Origin of the sequence: Sedimentitalea sediminis (assembly GCF_042687825.1) — a bacterium.
Classification (GTDB): Bacteria; Pseudomonadota; Alphaproteobacteria; order Rhodobacterales; family Rhodobacteraceae; genus Sedimentitalea.
The window spans coordinates 57,822-74,446 of record NZ_JBHUQE010000016.1 but is presented as its reverse complement, the minus strand read 5'-3'; the positions used below and the strand labels follow the sequence as shown (position 1 = coordinate 74,446).

General features: G+C 65.0%; 15 protein-coding genes. 7 read left to right on the top strand and 8 right to left on the bottom strand.

All coding sequences use genetic code 11. The features are described 5' to 3' along the window. On the bottom strand, positions 1–297 hold a 297-nt coding region (locus ACFMPD_RS13355), incomplete at its 3' end, for an AlbA family DNA-binding domain-containing protein (protein ID WP_380995210.1). Then, entirely contained in the window at positions 297–2,096 is a 1,800-nt protein-coding gene (lepA, locus tag ACFMPD_RS13350) for a translation elongation factor 4 (protein ID WP_380995208.1), read from the bottom strand. The genes lepA and ACFMPD_RS13355, both read right to left, overlap by 1 nt. 136 nt (positions 2,097–2,232) lie before the next feature. Here lepA and ACFMPD_RS13345 point away from each other — a divergent pair, with 136 nt between their 5' ends. From ACFMPD_RS13345 to ACFMPD_RS13325, 5 genes are all read left to right on the top strand, one after another. Continuing rightward, positions 2,233–4,005 (top strand): hypothetical protein, encoded by a 1,773-nt coding sequence (locus tag ACFMPD_RS13345; RefSeq protein WP_380995205.1) that lies wholly within the window; start codon positions 2,233–2,235, stop codon positions 4,003–4,005. Between the two features lie 109 nt (positions 4,006–4,114). Beyond that, positions 4,115–5,656 carry a hypothetical protein gene (locus tag ACFMPD_RS13340; protein WP_380995202.1) on the top strand — a complete coding sequence of 514 codons (1,542 nt, stop codon included), beginning with the start codon at positions 4,115–4,117 and terminating at the stop codon, positions 5,654–5,656. A 131-nt stretch (positions 5,657–5,787) separates the two neighbouring features. After that, on the top strand, positions 5,788–6,099 hold the full coding sequence (locus ACFMPD_RS13335; protein ID WP_380995200.1) for a hypothetical protein: 312 nt from the start codon (positions 5,788–5,790) through the stop codon (positions 6,097–6,099). Positions 6,100–6,154: 55 nt separating this feature from the next. Continuing rightward, the gene (locus tag ACFMPD_RS13330) at positions 6,155–7,120 is read left to right on the top strand and encodes a LysR family transcriptional regulator (RefSeq protein ID WP_380995197.1); all 966 of its coding nucleotides are present in this window, start codon (positions 6,155–6,157) and stop codon (positions 7,118–7,120) included. A 55-nt stretch (positions 7,121–7,175) separates the two neighbouring features. Then, on the top strand, positions 7,176–7,892 hold the full coding sequence (locus ACFMPD_RS13325; protein ID WP_380995195.1) for an NAD-dependent deacylase: 717 nt from the start codon (positions 7,176–7,178) through the stop codon (positions 7,890–7,892). Between the two features lie 60 nt (positions 7,893–7,952). Here ACFMPD_RS13325 and ACFMPD_RS13320 read toward each other — a convergent pair whose 3' ends face one another. The 5 genes from ACFMPD_RS13320 to meaB all read right to left on the bottom strand — a co-directional run bounded on the left by ACFMPD_RS13320 (position 7,953) and on the right by meaB (position 11,220). Then, on the bottom strand, positions 7,953–8,447 hold the full coding sequence (locus tag ACFMPD_RS13320; protein ID WP_380995193.1) for a copper chaperone PCu(A)C: 495 nt from the start codon (positions 8,445–8,447) through the stop codon (positions 7,953–7,955). A gap of 46 nt (positions 8,448–8,493) precedes the next feature. Continuing rightward, the gene (locus ACFMPD_RS13315) at positions 8,494–8,847 is read right to left on the bottom strand and encodes a hypothetical protein (protein ID WP_380995191.1); all 354 of its coding nucleotides are present in this window, start codon (positions 8,845–8,847) and stop codon (positions 8,494–8,496) included. A 109-nt stretch (positions 8,848–8,956) separates the two neighbouring features. Continuing rightward, positions 8,957–9,244 (bottom strand): 50S ribosomal protein L28, encoded by a 288-nt coding sequence (gene rpmB / locus ACFMPD_RS13310; RefSeq protein ID WP_380995188.1) that lies wholly within the window; start codon positions 9,242–9,244, stop codon positions 8,957–8,959. Between the two features lie 195 nt (positions 9,245–9,439). Beyond that, on the bottom strand, positions 9,440–10,246 hold the full coding sequence (locus ACFMPD_RS13305) for an alpha/beta hydrolase (protein WP_380995185.1): 807 nt from the start codon (positions 10,244–10,246) through the stop codon (positions 9,440–9,442). After that, positions 10,243–11,220 carry a methylmalonyl Co-A mutase-associated GTPase MeaB gene (meaB, locus tag ACFMPD_RS13300; RefSeq protein WP_380995183.1) on the bottom strand — a complete coding sequence of 326 codons (978 nt, stop codon included), beginning with the start codon at positions 11,218–11,220 and terminating at the stop codon, positions 10,243–10,245. Before meaB ends, ACFMPD_RS13305 begins: the two co-directional genes overlap by 4 nt. A 260-nt stretch (positions 11,221–11,480) precedes the next feature. Here meaB and hrpB point away from each other — a divergent pair, with 260 nt between their 5' ends. Next, positions 11,481–13,979, top strand: coding sequence for an ATP-dependent helicase HrpB (gene hrpB, locus ACFMPD_RS13295; protein ID WP_380995180.1), 2,499 nt, complete (start codon positions 11,481–11,483; stop codon positions 13,977–13,979). A gap of 194 nt (positions 13,980–14,173) precedes the next feature. Here hrpB and ychF read toward each other — a convergent pair whose 3' ends face one another. Next, positions 14,174–15,271 (bottom strand): redox-regulated ATPase YchF, encoded by a 1,098-nt coding sequence (gene ychF / locus ACFMPD_RS13290; protein WP_380995178.1) that lies wholly within the window; start codon positions 15,269–15,271, stop codon positions 14,174–14,176. 143 nt (positions 15,272–15,414) lie between these two features. Between ychF and ACFMPD_RS13285 the strand changes: the two genes are divergently transcribed. Next, complete coding sequence (locus ACFMPD_RS13285) at positions 15,415–16,569, top strand: adenylate/guanylate cyclase domain-containing protein (RefSeq protein ID WP_380995175.1); 1,155 nt, start codon at positions 15,415–15,417, stop codon at positions 16,567–16,569. Positions 16,570–16,625: the final 56 nt, after the last annotated feature.

Here is a 16,625-nt window from a genome sequence, read left to right as displayed (position 1 = left end):
GCCGATTTGTGCAACAAGGCCCAAAAAAACACACGAGACATAGTCTTCGACGGGAAAAACGTCGCAAATCACAGATGCAATTGGATTTGCGGCCTCTAAGTTGTCAAAGCCAATCCAGCGTCTGTCGTCCTCTATCCCAACAAACAATTCACCACCATCTGTGTTGGATAGAGCGGACAAACTCTGAGACAACTTTGCCGCGGAAATTCTAGCTGACTTGAAGTCTAGCCGTTGACCTTCATCCAATTCTCTTAGGCGAACAACCTCGTGATCCGAGATTTCCTGTTTCTCAAACATTACCCATCCATCTTCAACGCTGAAATAAACGCCTCTTGAGGTATGTCCACCTTGCCGAACTGGCGCATTTTCTTTTTGCCCTTTTTCTGCTTTTCCAGCAGCTTTTTCTTGCGGGTCGCGTCACCGCCATAGCATTTGGCGGTCACGTCCTTGCGCATCGCGCTCAGGGTCTCGCGGGCGATGACCTTGCCGCCGATGGCGGCCTGGATCGGGATCTTGAACATGTGGCGCGGGATCAGGTCCTTGAGTTTCTCGACCATCGCCCGGCCACGGGCCTCGGCGCGGTCGCGATGCACCATCATCGACAGGGCATCGACGGGCTCTTCGTTCACCAGGACCGACATCTTGACCAGATTGTCCTGCCGGTATTCGGTCAGTTGATAGTCAAAGGACGCATAGCCCTTGGTCACCGATTTCAGCCGGTCGTAGAAATCGAATACCACCTCGTTCAGCGGCAGGTCATAGACCACCATCGCGCGGGACCCGGCATAGGTCAGGTCCATCTGGATGCCGCGCCGGTCCTGGCACAGTTTCAGCACGTCGCCCAGATATTCATCGGGCACCAGAATGGTCGCCTTGATGCGCGGTTCCTCCAGGTGATCCACATGGGTCAGGTCCGGCATGTCGGCGGGGTTGTGCAGCTCGGTCATGGTGCCGTCGCGCATGTGGATGTGATAGACCACGCTGGGCGCGGTGGTGATCAGGTCGATATCGTATTCCCGCTCGATCCGGTCGCGCACGACCTCGAGGTGCAGCAGCCCCAGGAAACCGCAGCGGAAACCAAACCCCAGCGCCGCCGAGGTTTCCATTTCATAGGAAAACGAGGCGTCGTTCAGGGCCAGCTTGTCGATGGCGTCGCGCAGGTCCTCGAACTCGGCTGAATCCACCGGGAAGAGACCGCAGAACACCACCGGCTGGCTGGGCTTGAACCCCGGCAACGCGGTGTCGCAGCCCTTTTTCTCGTGTGTGATCGTGTCACCGACCCGGGTGTCGCGCACCTGCTTGATACTGGCCGTCAGAAATCCGATCTCGCCCGGCCCCAGTTCGTCGACCGGCTGCATCTGCGGGCGGAATACGCCGATACGGTCCACCAGATGCAACGAGCCGTTCTGCATCATCTTGACCCGGTCGCCCTTTTTCAGAACCCCGTCCATGATGCGCACCAGAACGATCACCCCCAGATAGGCGTCGTACCAGCTGTCCACCAGCATCGCCTTGAGCGGCGCGTCACGGTCGCCCTTGGGCGCGGGCAGGTGGTGGACGATGGCCTCGAGCGTTTCGTGGATGCCGACGCCGGTCTTGGCGCTGACCCGGATGGCGCCGGTGGCGTCGATGCCGATCACATCCTCGATCTGTTCGGCCACCCGGTCGCAGTCGGTGGCGGGCAGGTCGATCTTGTTCAGGACCGGCACGATCTCGTGATCGGCGTCGATCGCCTGATAGACATTGGCCAGCGTCTGCGCCTCGACCCCCTGGGTGCTGTCCACGACCAGCAGCGACCCTTCGACCGCGCGCATCGAGCGGCTGACCTCGTAGGCAAAGTCCACATGGCCCGGCGTGTCGATCAGGTTCAGCACATATTGCTCGCCGTTGTCCGCCTTATAGTCGATACGGACCGTGTTGGCCTTGATGGTGATGCCGCGCTCGCGCTCGATATCCATGGCATCGAGCAGCTGTTCCTTCATGTCGCGCCCAGCCACCGTGCCCGTCTCCTGGATCAGGCGGTCGGCCAACGTCGATTTACCGTGATCGATATGAGCGACGATCGAGAAATTGCGGATATGTGCGAGGTCTGTCATGGATCGGGATATGTCGCAGCTTCGGGCGCTGGTCAATTGGCAAAACCGGGTCGGGGCGGATCGGAGCGCCCGTGAAAGTTGCGCGAATCCCAAAGCGTGCTAGCATAACGGTGTTTGACCCCAAAGGTTTTTTCAAATGACCATTTTGCTGCGGTCGCTGCGCTTTTTCGGCGTTATGTTCATCCTGCTGTCGGCGATTCTGTTGATTGCCCGGCTGGGCATCGGTCTTTGGGCGGATGAGTTCGCCAACACGATGGCACCGCCCTTTGCGCTGCAGGCGATCGACATCGTACTCTTGATCACCTCGCTCAGCTTTACCGTCTTTATCGTTGTCCTGCTCTATTGGCTGCTCGTACTGGCGGTGACCTGGGCCTTGCGCAGCCTGCTGAACGCCCCTTCGGTGCGCGGCACCCAACCCCTGAACCGGCTGTTCGGACTGGTCGCCACGGCGTTCTTCTTCGGCTCCCTGCTCAAGGACCTGTACGCGGTGACAGCATCCCTGATCATCGGTCTGTTTTCCGACGTGCCTGGCGACATCATGGCCTCGTTCCGCAACGGCATGCTGTGTATCGAGAACAACACCGCGCTGCGCAACAGCGTCATCGACAGCAGCTGCGTGGCCGGGTTCTTTTCCGATGCCGCCGCCACCATCCGCATGGTGGCCATCGGTGTGTTCGGCGATTCCGGTCTGGGGCGTCTGGACCCGGTCACCATGGTCGCCGCCGTCGCCGTCTTTGTGATTGTCGCCATCGTCAGTTCCCGCGTCCGCTCGGATCTGCAGGCGAAAGAACAGTTCTGGCTGGCCTATGGTGCCGTTGCCTTCTTTGCCATCTACCTGACGCTCAGCGCCATTCTGGCGGTTCCGCTGCTCAGCGAGGACACCACCGAACCGCCCCGCCCCGCCGAAGATCTGAAAACCACGCTGGCGACCATGCTGCCCAGCAGGCCGGGTCAGGCATCGCCCTATCCGGGCAGCGAGAAATCCCTGTCCGCGCTGTTTGCCGAAGAGGCCGTGCTGCCCCCGGACCAGAACGGGCAGGCGCGGCAGATGGCACCGTCCTCGGCCGAATGGCTGCTTTACATGCGGCGCGTGACCGTCGACATCGAGGCCAATCTGAATTCCGTGCGTCTGTCCCAGACCCAGTTGCGGGCCAATGCCGCGCAGACCGCGCGCAACCAGCTGGACGCCGCGGCCATCGCCTATGAATCCGAGATCGACGTGCGTCGCGGCAAGCGCGAAGCCAACCGGCATTTCCTGGATCTGCGCAACTGGTACCAATTCGTCGTGACCGACGTGTACGGCACCATCAGCCGGTGCGACATCGCCGTCGAGGCCGCCGAGCGACGCTATGCCGACGCGGTGGATATCCTGGGATCGGTGATGCGCGACGGGGTCGATGGCACCCCGGACGGGGTCGATCGCATGCTGGAACGCGCCGACCGCAGTCTGGCCGAAGAGGAACGGGCGATCCGCGATCTGCTGCGGCAGGCCGACAGCCAATGCAACAGCAGTGCGGCGATCAGCTATTCACCGCCCAGCCGGCGCGACTACGGTTCGTATCTGGGGGTTGTCGGGCTGGCCGCCAGCTGGCTGCTGCGCACCGAATCCATGGAGGTCACGCTGATCACCGGCCTGATCGGGTTCGGCCTGCTGGGGGCGCTGGTGGCGCAGTTCGTGAAATCCGGCGGGCGCGAGGAATTCGACATGGCCCGCATCGCCACCGTCGTCTTTTCGGGCTTTTGCGCCGCCATCGTGGTCTATGTCGGCGCCTATGGCGGCTTGGCGATCGCCTCGCAATCGGGCAACGACCCCAACCCCTATGTGGTCTTCGGCGCCTGCCTCGTCGGCGCTGTCTACAGCGCCGAAATCTGGGAGCGGGCCAAGAAATGGTTCATCACCCAGGATTGAAATTTACGCACGAAACCACGGTTCGAGTTTCACTGCGCCAATAAAATTGCGCTCAAACTCTAGGTCTGAAAAAGTGGCACGGAAGTGAGTTTGAGGCAGTTCAAAGACAATGGTGCAGGCAAAGATCACAAGCGAGGAAAGCGCACAGAAATGGTTGGAAACACAGCCATACCAGGTGCGTGTCTGGTTTGCCGCACGCTGCGTTCTAAGGGCGCTCCCAAAGCTTGGCGCTTTGCCAGAGAATTCATTTGACTCGCTCACGCCGGTCTTTTTCCGTGCGTTGTTGACTATTACGGCTGCAACGACCGATTCCGCGTCTGGAACAGACAAGGAAACAGCCGTAGACGATTACAGTTCATGGCGTGCGGCCACCGCCCTGTACTCCGCCTCGGGCGCGATCGGCAACGCAGAGAACGAAAACGAAAACACCGCCATGGGTCTTGGCAGGTCCGCCCATTTTACCCTTGAAATGCTTGGTGCAGCGGGGGAACCAGCCCTTCAATTCTACCTTGCGACCGAGCGAGCCAACCGCGTTCCCTATTCGAAAACTCCCCACCCTCCTTGTGATATGTCCCTCTTCCCTTCTGCTTACGGCGCCAGCTTCGCCGCTGCCGAGCACGATGCGGTCAGTCCAGGAGATTGGTCACCACTATGGCCAAATGACACGATGCCACCGGGCCTTGCCAAGCTCTGGGACCGAATGAAACGCGCGATGCAGGCCGCCCCGGAAAAATGGGGCTTCTGGCTGGAATGGTACGAGGCCATCCTCTACGGTCGCCCCTTGCCTTGGGCCTTGAGCCAGCGAATTGCGGCTAGTGTTACCGAAGCCGAATGGGACGCCGGACCAAAGGTGGTTGCCGCTCGGATCGAGGAAATAAAGGCAACGTTTCTTCGCGACAAAGCCCCTCTGGCTGAAACCGTGGAACTGAACGTGGAGACCGGCAAGTTTCGGGTCGATCCGATTCCCATTGAAAACCCGGCACTCCTTGGCGCGATGATCGCGCGCGCCGATGATGCAATCGAGGATGCCCTACTGGGGCAGAACGGGCTGCGGCAGGACAGTCACGAAATTCGAGTGCTGAGGCGCGCCAACACGCAATACGCCAATGACCCGCAGCGCATCGAGATGGACTACACCTCGGTCGCGGCCAGCTTGCGGCGTCAGATCGGGGACACCCACGAACTCGCCGAAAGCGAAGACAACCTTGCCCTGCTCGAAGCCGTGCAAGAAGGCGCGCTGGCAATCCGTGCGCAACACCCGGACGTCGCCAATAACCGCAACATCATCGCCACGCAGAAAATGCGCGAATTGGGTCCCGAGGGTGCAGAATTGCTGGAAGACGCGCTGCCGTTGCTGACAAATCTGAGCGAAAGCACAATGCAGCAGGATTTCGCGCAGGATATTCCGGCACTGATAAACGATGCAACGCAACCCCTGATCAGCGGCGCGCCGCCCTTGCCCGGGGCGGACGAGGCGACCCGCATTTTCAATCGAGCGGCCAAAATGAAACTGCGCTTTGACCAAGCCTGTGAAACCGGTGCCAGAATATTTGACAGCAGGGAATTCAAGACCGCTCGTCTTGGCTTGACTGTCAGCGGCCTGTTGTCGGCTCTCGTCAGTTTGGGGCTGTGGTTGTTCGGCGTCCTTTGAATTCCGCCCGCTGCGCCGGTGCTTGACGCCCCGATTGATCCGTCAAACCGTTTGCGCCATACTGCGCCTGTCGGGATCGAGGGGCGGCAAGACCCCACAGGAAAGCCCGCAAAACGGAATGAGGCAGCAGCATGACACGTTTTCTGTTCACGATCGCTTGTGCGGGGATGCTATTGGCCGGGGCGCCCGCGCCGGTCGAGGCCGGCATCATCGACCGCGCCTGCCGGTCTTCGGGGCGCACGGCGGCAACGCCGCAACTGTGCCGTTGCATTCAGGCGGTGGCCAATGGCAGCCTGACACGATCCGACCGCAAGAAGGCGGCCAAGTTCTTCAAGGATCCACATATGGCGCAGGAGGTGCGGCAATCGGACCGGCGCAGCGACGAGAGTTTTTGGCTGCGCTACAAGGCGTTCGGCGAACGCGCCCGCCGGTCCTGCGGCTAACCGGGCAACGCGGACGGACCCGACAGACGGGTGTGCACCGGATGGAGACGACAGGGTGCTGATCAAGGGGATGACCCTGCGGGGGCTGGAGGTGTTCGAGGCGCTGGCGCGGACCGGATCGGTGGCCCAGGCGGCCGATCTGACCGGGTTGAGCCAACCCGCCGTCAGCCAGCAATTGCGCAATCTGGAATCCGCATTGGGCACCGAACTGGTGGATCGGGCGCGGCGTCCGATGCGCCTGACCAATGCCGGGCGCGGCTTTCTTGTCCGCACCCGGTCCGTTCTTGCCGAACTGCGCCTGGCCCAAAGCGAATTGACGGTGATGGATCTCAGCCATCTCGGGACCCTGTCGATCGGGCTGATCGACGATTTCGACAATGATCTGACGCCGCGCCTGGTGACGATCCTGGCCGACAGCCTGACCGGCTGCCGGTTCAAGCTGATCACCGCGCCCAGCCACGAGATCAACGCCGCGATGCAGGCCCAGCAGTTTCACATCGCGGTCTCGGCCAGCACCGGCGAGGTGCATGACGGGGTGATCGAGTACCCGTTGGTGCGCGATCCGTTCATTCTGGTGACACCGCGCGGCGCGATCCGCGAGGCCGCCGAGATTACCGAGGCGGCCCGCGTGTTGCCACTGCTGCGCTATGCCCGCGAACAACTGATCGGACGGCAGATCGAGGCGCATCTGGCGCGACAGCAGCTGGATTTCGAGGATCGGTTCGAAATCGGCAGCCATCTGGCGCTGATCGCCATGGTAGCGCGGCGCATCGGCTGGGCGATAACCACGCCGCTGGGCTATATGCGCGCGACCCGGTTCCATGACGAGATCGACGCCTTTCCCCTGCCCTTCGCCTCGTTCACCCGCACGATCTCGCTGTTTGCCGGCGCCGATTGGGCCGACCGCGTGCCGCGCGATGTGGCGGGCACCATGCGGCGGCTGGTACAGTCCCAGATGATCGATCCGGCCACCGCCCGACTGCCCTGGCTGATCGGGCAATTGCGGGTGATCGAGGCATGATCCATGGCCGGTTGTTTGCCCGTCCCGATAGCATCTGCCAGGCAAGGGAGACCACATGAAAAAGATCGTGATTCTGACCGGGGCCGGGATCTCGGCGGAAAGCGGGCTGGGCACGTTCCGCGACGCCGACGGTCTATGGGCACAGCACCGGATCGAAGACGTGGCAACGCCCGAGGGCTTTGTCCGCAATCCCGACCTGGTACACCGCTTTTACAACGCGCGGCGGGTTCAGGCCGCACAGGCGCAACCCAATGCCGCGCATCATGCGTTGGCCCGGCTGCAGGCGGAATGGCCCGGCCCGGTGGTGATCGTGACACAGAATGTCGATTCGCTGCACGAGGCGGGCGGCGCGCGCGACGTGATCCATATGCACGGCACCCTGTCCGGGGCCCTGTGCTGGGCCTGCGGCCATCGCTGGACCGCCCCTGACGCGATGCGCAGCGGCGAACCCTGCCCGGCCTGCCGCGCCCCCACGGGTCGCCCGGACGTGGTCTGGTTCGGCGAGATGCCCTATCACATGTCCGAAATCTCTGACCATCTGGCGACCGCGGACCTGTTTGCCGCCATTGGCACCTCGGGCCAGGTCTATCCGGCGGCGGCCTTTGTGTTCGAGGCCGCAGCCGCCGGAGCCCATACGGTCGAACTCAATCTCGACGCCTCGGACGTGGCCTCGGATTTCGACGAGGTCCGACAGGGACCGGCGACCCGGCTGGTGCCGGACTGGGTCGCGCAGTTGCTCGCCCGCCGCAGCGACGCGCAGGCCGGCCCCTGAAAGGACCGGCCCGCGTCCGGCCGACGGCTGCAAAGCAGCCCGAGGCCGGACGCCCCCGGCTCAGCCGCCGCTGCCCATCTTGTGCTGTTTCATGCCATGCTTGGGCTTGCGCATCAGATCCACCGGCACCTCGACCACGACCTCACCGGCCTGTTCAAAGGTCAGCGTCACCGAAACCGTCTCGCCATCGGTCAGGGGCTGTTTCAAGCCCATGAACATCACATGGTCGCCGCCGCGCTGCAACAGATGCGCACCGCCGGCGGGAACCACAAAGCCGTCCTCGACTTCACGCATCTGCATCACCCCGTTTTCGTCCTCGATATGGGTGTGCAGTTCGACACGCTCGGCGATCTCGGAACTGGCGCGGATCAACCGGTCGTCCTGGTCGGTCTTGTTCATCAGCGTCATGAACGCCGCGCCGGTGGTCGCGGACTTCATCGCGCTGCGTACATAGGGGTCCATGATCATGATCTTTTCGGCCATGTCTTCGGCCCAGGCGCCGCTGCTCAAGGTCACGGCAGCTACCGCCGCAATAAGGGTGGTTTTGAAGGACATCGTGTCTCTCCTGAAAAAATGTTCGGCTGTAGGTATGTGGGTCAGATCAGACAGGCACGGGCGGTGCGCGCGCCACGCTGCGCGGACGAAATATCGCCCCGCTCTGCCGCACCGGCAAGATCACCGACAAACGGCGCCCGACCGAAACCAGGCCCGGACCACCGGCCGGCGACGCGGCGACATGGTCCAACAGTGTCAGGGCAAAGTCCGGACAGATATGCGGCGGACCGACGGGTGCGCCGTCCGCGTCCACATAGACCATCACGGGTCCGGTACCGGTGCACAGCTGCATCTGTCCCGCCGGCCCTGGCGCGCCACGCGCCACAGCCATGCTCTGACTGGTCAGCAGCAGCAGCAGCACCAGCGCGAAACCGACGGATCTGGACAAAAAATCGAACATCATACCAGCGCCGGTTTGGCAGCGTTCATTGCACGGCGCAAGCGCAAACGGCCCCGCGGGGTGCGCGGGGCCGGCTAGACTTATTCCGACGCGGATCGCAAAGCGGAGATCAGGCGCTGGCCGCGGCCTTGGCAATCTCTTTCTTGACCTTCAGCGCGTTCGCCGACAGTTCATCGTCCTTGGCCTTGGCCAGGAACGCGTCCAGCCCGCCGCGGTGATCGACGCTGCGCAGGGCCGATGCCGAGATCCGCAGCTTGACGCCACGGCCCAGGGTTTCGGACTGCAGGGTCACATCGTTCAGGTTCGGCAGAAACCGGCGGCGGGTTCTGTTCTTGGCGTGGCTGACATTGTTGCCAGTCATCGGGCCTTTTCCGGTCAGTTCGCAGCGGCGCGACATGTCACATACCTCGTCTAGTGTCCGATGCGAGTCATCCCGCATCGCAATACAAAAAGGCGCCGCACGGGCCGCGCCTGAAAATCTGTCTGGTGCTGATAGGCGCAAAGCCCTGCCCCGTCAAGGCCCAGTCGGTCCCCGTTTGACCCGGTTTCGCCCGACGCCGGTCCCAGCGCCCCGATGCGCCCCCACGGCGACCTATTCGGCGTCCGCGGCCCGCAGCACAAGCGCGATCCGCGCTGCCGTCTCTGCCAGCGCTTCGCGGCCCCGGCCTCCGGCAAATTTCGCCAGCCGCGCCCAGTAAACCGCCGATTCGCTGCGCAGCCGACGATGTTCCTGCACCACCCAGCGCCGCTCCAGCCGGTCCTCGCGCAGACGCAGCTGCAGCTTGCCAAAGGCGCCGCCCAGACGCAGGACCTGCGTGGCCGGGTGCCCCCCACCGGACAGGGCACAAAGCTGCAGGCCCGGGAACAACCGGCCGATGGCGCGGGCATTGCGGCGATCCGGCGCGCGAAACGGATCGTAGGCCAGTATACCCCGCAGCCCGGGCACCGCGCGGCACCCCAGATCGCCCATCTGACGGTCGAACCCGGCGGCACATGCGGCATAGCGGCCGTCCCAGGGCACCACGTCGGGATGGATGGAAACCTGCGGCGAAACCAGAACCACATCGCGCAGGTTCAGATTGCGGGCAAAGCGCAAAGCGGCGTAAGCGCCCATCGAGAACCCCATGGCCTGCACGACCTCATGCCGGTCGGCCAGGCGGCTCAGGGCCTGCTCCAGCGCCGGGGTTTCGGCATTGATGAACCAGTCATTCCAGCGTGACTGCAGATGCAGATGGGCATAGCCACGATTGACAAAGCCCTGCACCGGCGCCGGATCGGAAAACCTGCCGGCGTCGGACACCCGCTGCCGGAAAGTCACCAGCAACCGCGTGCCGCCGGGGTTGAACAGGGTCGCGCGCAGCCGATCGCCGTCAAAGACGCGCCGCGCCGCGCGGCTCATCTATGCAGGTGCTGTTCGAGCATTTCGCGCGCTGCTGCGGACGGTGTCACCACGCCATCCGCAACCAGCGCGCCCAGACGCTGCATCTGCTTTTTCACCGCGCCCTCACCGAGCTGTGCCAGAACCCCTTGGCGCACGTCCTGATGGAACCAGTATTCCGCCTGCGCCGCGCGCCGCGCCGCCCAATGGCCGTTTTCCTTGCGCCAGCCGATCAACGTCTGCATCTCGTCCCAGGCTCCGGCCAGACCGGTTTCTTCGACGGCCGAGACCATCATGGCCTTTGGAAAGCCCTCGGGGTCCTGCGGCCGCTTGCGCAACAGTCGCAGCGCCCCGGCATAGTCCGAACAGGTGCGCGTCGCCGCCGGTTTCAGATCGCCATCGGCCTTGTTGACCAGAATGATGTCGGCCATCTCCATGATGCCGCGCTTGACCCCCTGCAATTCGTCGCCCCCCGCCGGCGCCAGCAGCAACAGGAACAAATCGCTCATCTCGGCCACCACGGTTTCGGACTGGCCAACGCCGACGGTCTCGATCAGCACCACGTCGAACCCCGCCGCCTCGCACAAGGCCACCGCCTCGCGGCTGCGCCGGGCCACGCCGCCCAGATGGGTCTGGCTGGGCGAGGGGCGGATAAAGGCGTTGGGCTCGCGGCTCAATTGCTCCATCCGGGTCTTGTCGCCCAGGATCGAGCCGCCCGAACGGGTCGAACTGGGGTCGACCGCCAGAACAGCAACCCGCAGGCCCTGAGCGCACAGCATCATGCCAAAACTTTCGATGAAAGTGGACTTGCCCACACCCGGGGTGCCCGACAGGCCGATGCGCTGTGCCTGCCGCCCCTGCGCGGCCAGCCGCTCCAGCAAGTCCGTGGCTTGTGCGCGATGATCAGCGCGCTGACTTTCCACCAACGTGATGGCCCGTGCCAATGCGCGCCGGTCGCCGGCCCGGACCCTGTCTGCCAGTTCTGTCATGTCCATGCTGTGCCCCTGCGATTTTCTGGCCGGAACATGGCGCAGACAGCGCCGGTTTGTCCAGACCGCGCCGGCCCGGTGCGGCGGTTGGTCATGTCCGGCTCTGGACGCCACGCGGGCGTTTGGCGATAAGGCGGACATGGGCCGCAACANTGGCCGGAACATGGCGCAGACAGCGCCGGTTTGTCCAGACCGCGCCGGCCCGGTGCGGCGGTTGGTCATGTCCGGCTCTGGACGCCACGCGGGCGTTTGGCGATAAGGCGGACATGGGCCGCAACACGCCATCACCACAAGACCCCCCCCTGCCGATCGACGCGGTCCTGCCCGATCTGCTGGCGGCGATGCGCGGAGATCGGCGCGCGGTGCTGCAAGCGCCCCCCGGCGCCGGCAAGACGACACGGGTTCCCCTGGCGCTGTTGCACGCCGGGCTGCTGGCCCCGGGTCAGCGTCTGGTGATGCTGGAACCGCGCCGTCTGGCCGCCCGCGCCGCCGCCGAACGCATGGCCGAAACCCTGGGCGAACCGGTCGGGCGAACTGTCGGCTACCGCATGCGCGGCGCCGCCAAGGTCTCGCGCGCGACACGGATCGAAGTGGTGACCGAGGGCATCCTGACCCGGATGCTGCAATCGCAACCCGACCTGCCCGGTATCGGCATGGTGATCTTTGACGAATTCCACGAACGGTCGCTGAATGCCGACCTGGGCCTGGCGCTGTGCCTGGAGGTCGCCGAGGCGCTGCGCGAGGACCTGGCGCTGCTGGTGATGTCGGCGACGCTGGATGCCGCCCCGGTGGCCGACCTGATCAAGGCGCCGATGGTCACCTCGGAGGGGCGCGCCTTTGCGGTTCAAACCCGCTGGCTGGACCGCCCGCTGGGGCCGCAGGCCCGGCGCGATGCGCCGTTGGCCGATCTGGTGGTGCAGGCCGAGGCCGAGACCCGCGCCATGGGGGGCGGCTTGCTGGTTTTTCTGCCCGGCGAGGCCGAGATCCGCCGCGCCGCTGCGACGCTGGCACGGCGCCTGCCCGACACTTGCGTTATCCGCCCGCTATTCGGCGCCATGCCGCTGGCGGATCAACGGGCCGCGATCCGGCCCGCCGAGACCGGGCGCAAGGTGGTTCTGGCCACGTCGATCGCCGAAACCTCGCTGACCATCCCCGACATCCGGGTGGTGGTCGATGCCGGGCTGGCGCGGCGCGCCCGGTTCGACCCCGGTTCGGGCATGTCCCGTCTGGTGACCGAGCGGGTGACACGCGCCGAGGCGACACAGCGGCAGGGCCGCGCCGGGCGGGTCGCCGAGGGGATCTGTTATCGCCTCTGGACCCGCGGCGAAGACGGCGCGTTGCCGGCCTTTCCGCCGGCCGAGATCGAGGCCACTGACCTGACCGGGCTGGCGCTGGAACTGGCGCTCTGGGGCGCCGCCGAACCCGACCTGGCCTTTCTGACGCCGCCGCCGGCGGGCGCGATGGCCGAGGCGCGCGGCCTGCTGACCCTGCTGGGCGCGCTGGACGCGCAGGGCCGCATCACCGCCCATGGCCGCAGCCTGGCCGTCCTGCCCCTGCATCCGCGGCTGGCGCACATGCTGGTCGTGGCAGGCCCGGACGCGGCCCCTCTGGCGGCCCTGATGGCCGAGCGCGACCCGCTGCGCGGCGCGCCCTGCGATCTGACGCTGCGGCTGGCGGCCCTGCGCGACCCGCGCGGCTTTGCCCGCGACCGGCCCTTTCAGATCGACAAGAGCGGGCTGGATCGCATCCGGGCCGAAACCAAACGCCTGCATCGGGCCATCAAAACTGGCAGTGATTATGAAAGCGGGGACCGCGATATGAGTCCCGCCGCCATGGCCGCCATGGCCTATCCCGACCGCATCGGTCAACGCCGGGCCGGTACCGACCCGCGCTATGTGCTGTCCGGGGGCAAGGGGGCGGTGATGCGCGCGGGCGACACGCTGGCCGGTGCGCCCTATGTGGTCGCCACGGATCTGGACGGCGACACCCGCGAGGCGCAGATCCGGCTGGCCATCCAGATCGGCGAGGCCGAGATCACGGCGCTTTTTGCGGACCGGATCCGCTGGCACGAGGTCTGTGAATGGTCGCGCCGCGAGCGTCGTGTGGTGGCGCGCCGCCAGCAGCGGTTCGGGGCGCTGGTACTGCAGGACCGGCTGTGGAAGGACGCGCCCGACGCCGCCCTGGCCCGTGCCATGCTGGACGGGGTGCGCGAACTGGGCCTGCGCATGGACGGGGCCGCCGCGCGCCTGACCGCACGCGTCGAAATGCTGCGCGCCGATGGCGCCGATCTGCCCGATTTCTCGCCCCAGGGACTGCTGGACAGTCTCGAAGACTGGCTGCTGCCAATGCTGTCGGGCGTACGCAGCGCCGAGGACTGGAAACGGTTCGATCCCCTGCCCGCTCTGCGCGCGGCGCTGAACTGGGACCAGACGCGGCTGCTGGACCAGCGTGCGCCCGGGCATTTCACCACGCCGCTGGGCCGCCGGGTGCCGATCGACTATTCCGGCCAGGACCCCGAGATTTCTGTGCGCCTGCAAGAGATGTTCGGCGTGACGCGCCACCCCACCAGCGCCGGCGCGCCGCTGAAGATCACGCTGCTGTCCCCGGCCCGCCGTCCGATCCAGATCACCCGCGACCTGCCGGGGTTCTGGGCGGGATCCTATGCCGATGTGCGCAAGGACATGCGCGCACAATATCCGAAACACCCCTGGCCCGAGGACCCGACACAGGCCGACCCGACGCTGCGCGCCAAACCGCGGCGCTAGGCGCCCGTCGCGGCCCGGACACGCGCTAGTGATGACGGGTGTTTTGCTTTGCGCGCTGGTTCCACGCAAGACTGATGCCGTACCGGAGGCTCACCCCCCGAGCATCCGGGCACCACTCGCGGGAACGGGTGCAGCACGCATTTTGCCGCGCCCGTTTTCCCGAGGCTGGTCAAACGGATGTTGAACCGGATCAATCAGGTGTTGAACAGAAAATGCAGCACGTCGCCGTCCCGGACAACATACCCCTTGCCCTCGGCGCGCATCTTGCCGGCCTCTTTCGCGCCCTGTTCGCCCCCCAGAGCGACAAAGTCGTCATAGGCGATGGTCTCGGCCCGGATGAATCCCTTTTCGAAGTCCCCATGGATCACGCCGGCGGCCTGCGGCGCGGCGGTGCCGGTGCGGATGGTCCAGGCGCGGGCCTCTTTCGGGCCGACGGTGAAATAGGTTTCCAGGTGCAACAGGTCGTATCCGGCGCGGATCAGCCGGTCCAGGCCTGCCTCGTGCAGGCCCATTTCCTCAAGGAACATCTGCGCCTCTTCCGGGTCCAACTGGCTGATTTCTTCCTCGATCTGGGCGCTGATGATGACATGGGCATTGCCCTGGGCCGCGGCCATCTCGGCCACTTTCGTGGAGTATTCGTTGCCCGTGGCGGCCTCGGCCTCGCCGACATTACAGACGTAAAGCACCGGTTTCGTGGTCAACAGCTGCAACAGCTTCCAGGCGCGGCGGTCCTCGTCATCGACCTGAACTACCCGCGCGGGCTGGCCCTGTTCCAGAACCGCCAGCGCTTGTTTCAGCAGCCGGTGCTGCTGTACCGCATCCTTGTCCCCGCCGCGCACCTTGCGCACCAGCCCCTGCAGGCGCTTTTCGATGCTTTCGATATCCGCCAGCATCAGTTCCGTCTCGATGGTTTCCGCATCCGCCACCGGATCGACCCGGCCCTCGACATGGGTCACGTCGCCATCCTCGAAACACCGCAGGACATGGGCAATGGCATCGACCTCGCGGATATTGGCCAGGAACTGGTTGCCCAGCCCCTCGCCCTTGGAGGCGCCTTTGACCAACCCGGCGATATCGACGAAGGTCATGCGCGTCGGAATGATCTGCTTGGACCCGGCAATCGCCGCCAGCTTGTCCAGACGAACGTCAGGCACGGCGACCTCGCCGACATTGGGCTCGATGGTGCAGAACGGAAAATTCGCGGCCTGGGCCGCCGCCGTCCGGGTCAACGCATTGAACAGGGTAGACTTGCCGACATTGGGCAGCCCGACGATTCCCATTTTAAAACCCACGATGGCCTCCGCTCACAGTTCGCGCCGCTTCTAAGGTCCGCGCATCGGACGCGCAAGCGCCGGTTTCCCGACTCAAGCCGGGCGTCGCGTGGCGCGGTCATGTCGCGCGCCCCCGGCAGAGCCGGTATGGTAGGCTGGGCGCCATGACCCGTTTTGACGAACAGGGCTGGAACGCCCGGCCGGTCATCGACTGGCTGCTGGATCAGGGCCGGTTCCTTGATGGGCTGGACGACATGGTGCCGGCCCTGGGCGACCGGCTGCTGCAGGCCGGTGCGCCGGTCTGGCGGCTGCGCCTGGCATCGCGCACATTGCACCCGTTGATCACCGCGGTCACCTCGGCCTGGGAACGCGATGTCAAAGCCATCGAGCCGGTCCGAACCCTGCACGGCATCGAGCAGAGCCCCGCTTATATCGGCAGCCCGATGCAATTCATCAACCGGACCCGCGCGCCCTATCGCAAGCGGCTTTTGGACCCGCTGGGGCAGGCCGATCACGAGATTCTGCATGAACTCAAGGCGCGGGGTGCGACGGACTACTACGGGTTGCCGATGCCCTTTTCCGACGGCAACCGGGCGATCCTGCTGATTGCAACCGATGATCCGCAGGGGTTTTCGGACCTCGATCTGGGAAATTTCCGGATGGTCGCCGGGGTGCTGGGCCCGATCGCCGAGGTATTTTCGGCGCGCCGCGTCGCGCTGGCCGTGGCCGAGGCGTATCTGGGCCGGCGCACCGCACGGCGGGTTCTGGGCGGCCAGATCACGCGCGGCGATATCGAAACCATCCCGGCGGCGATCCTGTTCAGCGACATCCGCGGCTGGACGGGGCTGAACGCGGCGAAACCCGCCGATCAGGTGCTGGCACTGGCCAACCGCTATTTCGAATGTCTGGCCGGCCCGGTCGAGGATCACGGCGGCGAGATCCTGAAATTCATCGGCGACGGGGTGCTGGCGATATTTGAGACCGGCACAGACGACGAAACCGGGCACCAGGCCTGCGGTCAGGCCCTGCGGGCGGCACAGGCGGCGCTGGTCAACGAACTACCGCTGGAATTCGGCATCGGCCTGCATTTCGGCGACGTTCTCTATGGCAATATCGGCTCGCAGACCCGCATCGATTTCACCGTACTCGGACAGGCGGTCAACATTGCCGCCCGGATCGAGGGCGCCTGCCGCGACCTGCGGAAACCGCTGCTGTATTCCCAGGCGGTGGCCGACCGGCTGGACGGCCCCTCGGCCCTGGCCGCAACGCCGGTTCTCCGGGGTGTTTCCGGTCCGACCCCGGTGTTTGCGCCGGGCTGAGCCGGGCAACCTGCGAAGATGCATTGATTTCCGCCCCTGCATTTGGCATGGCACGA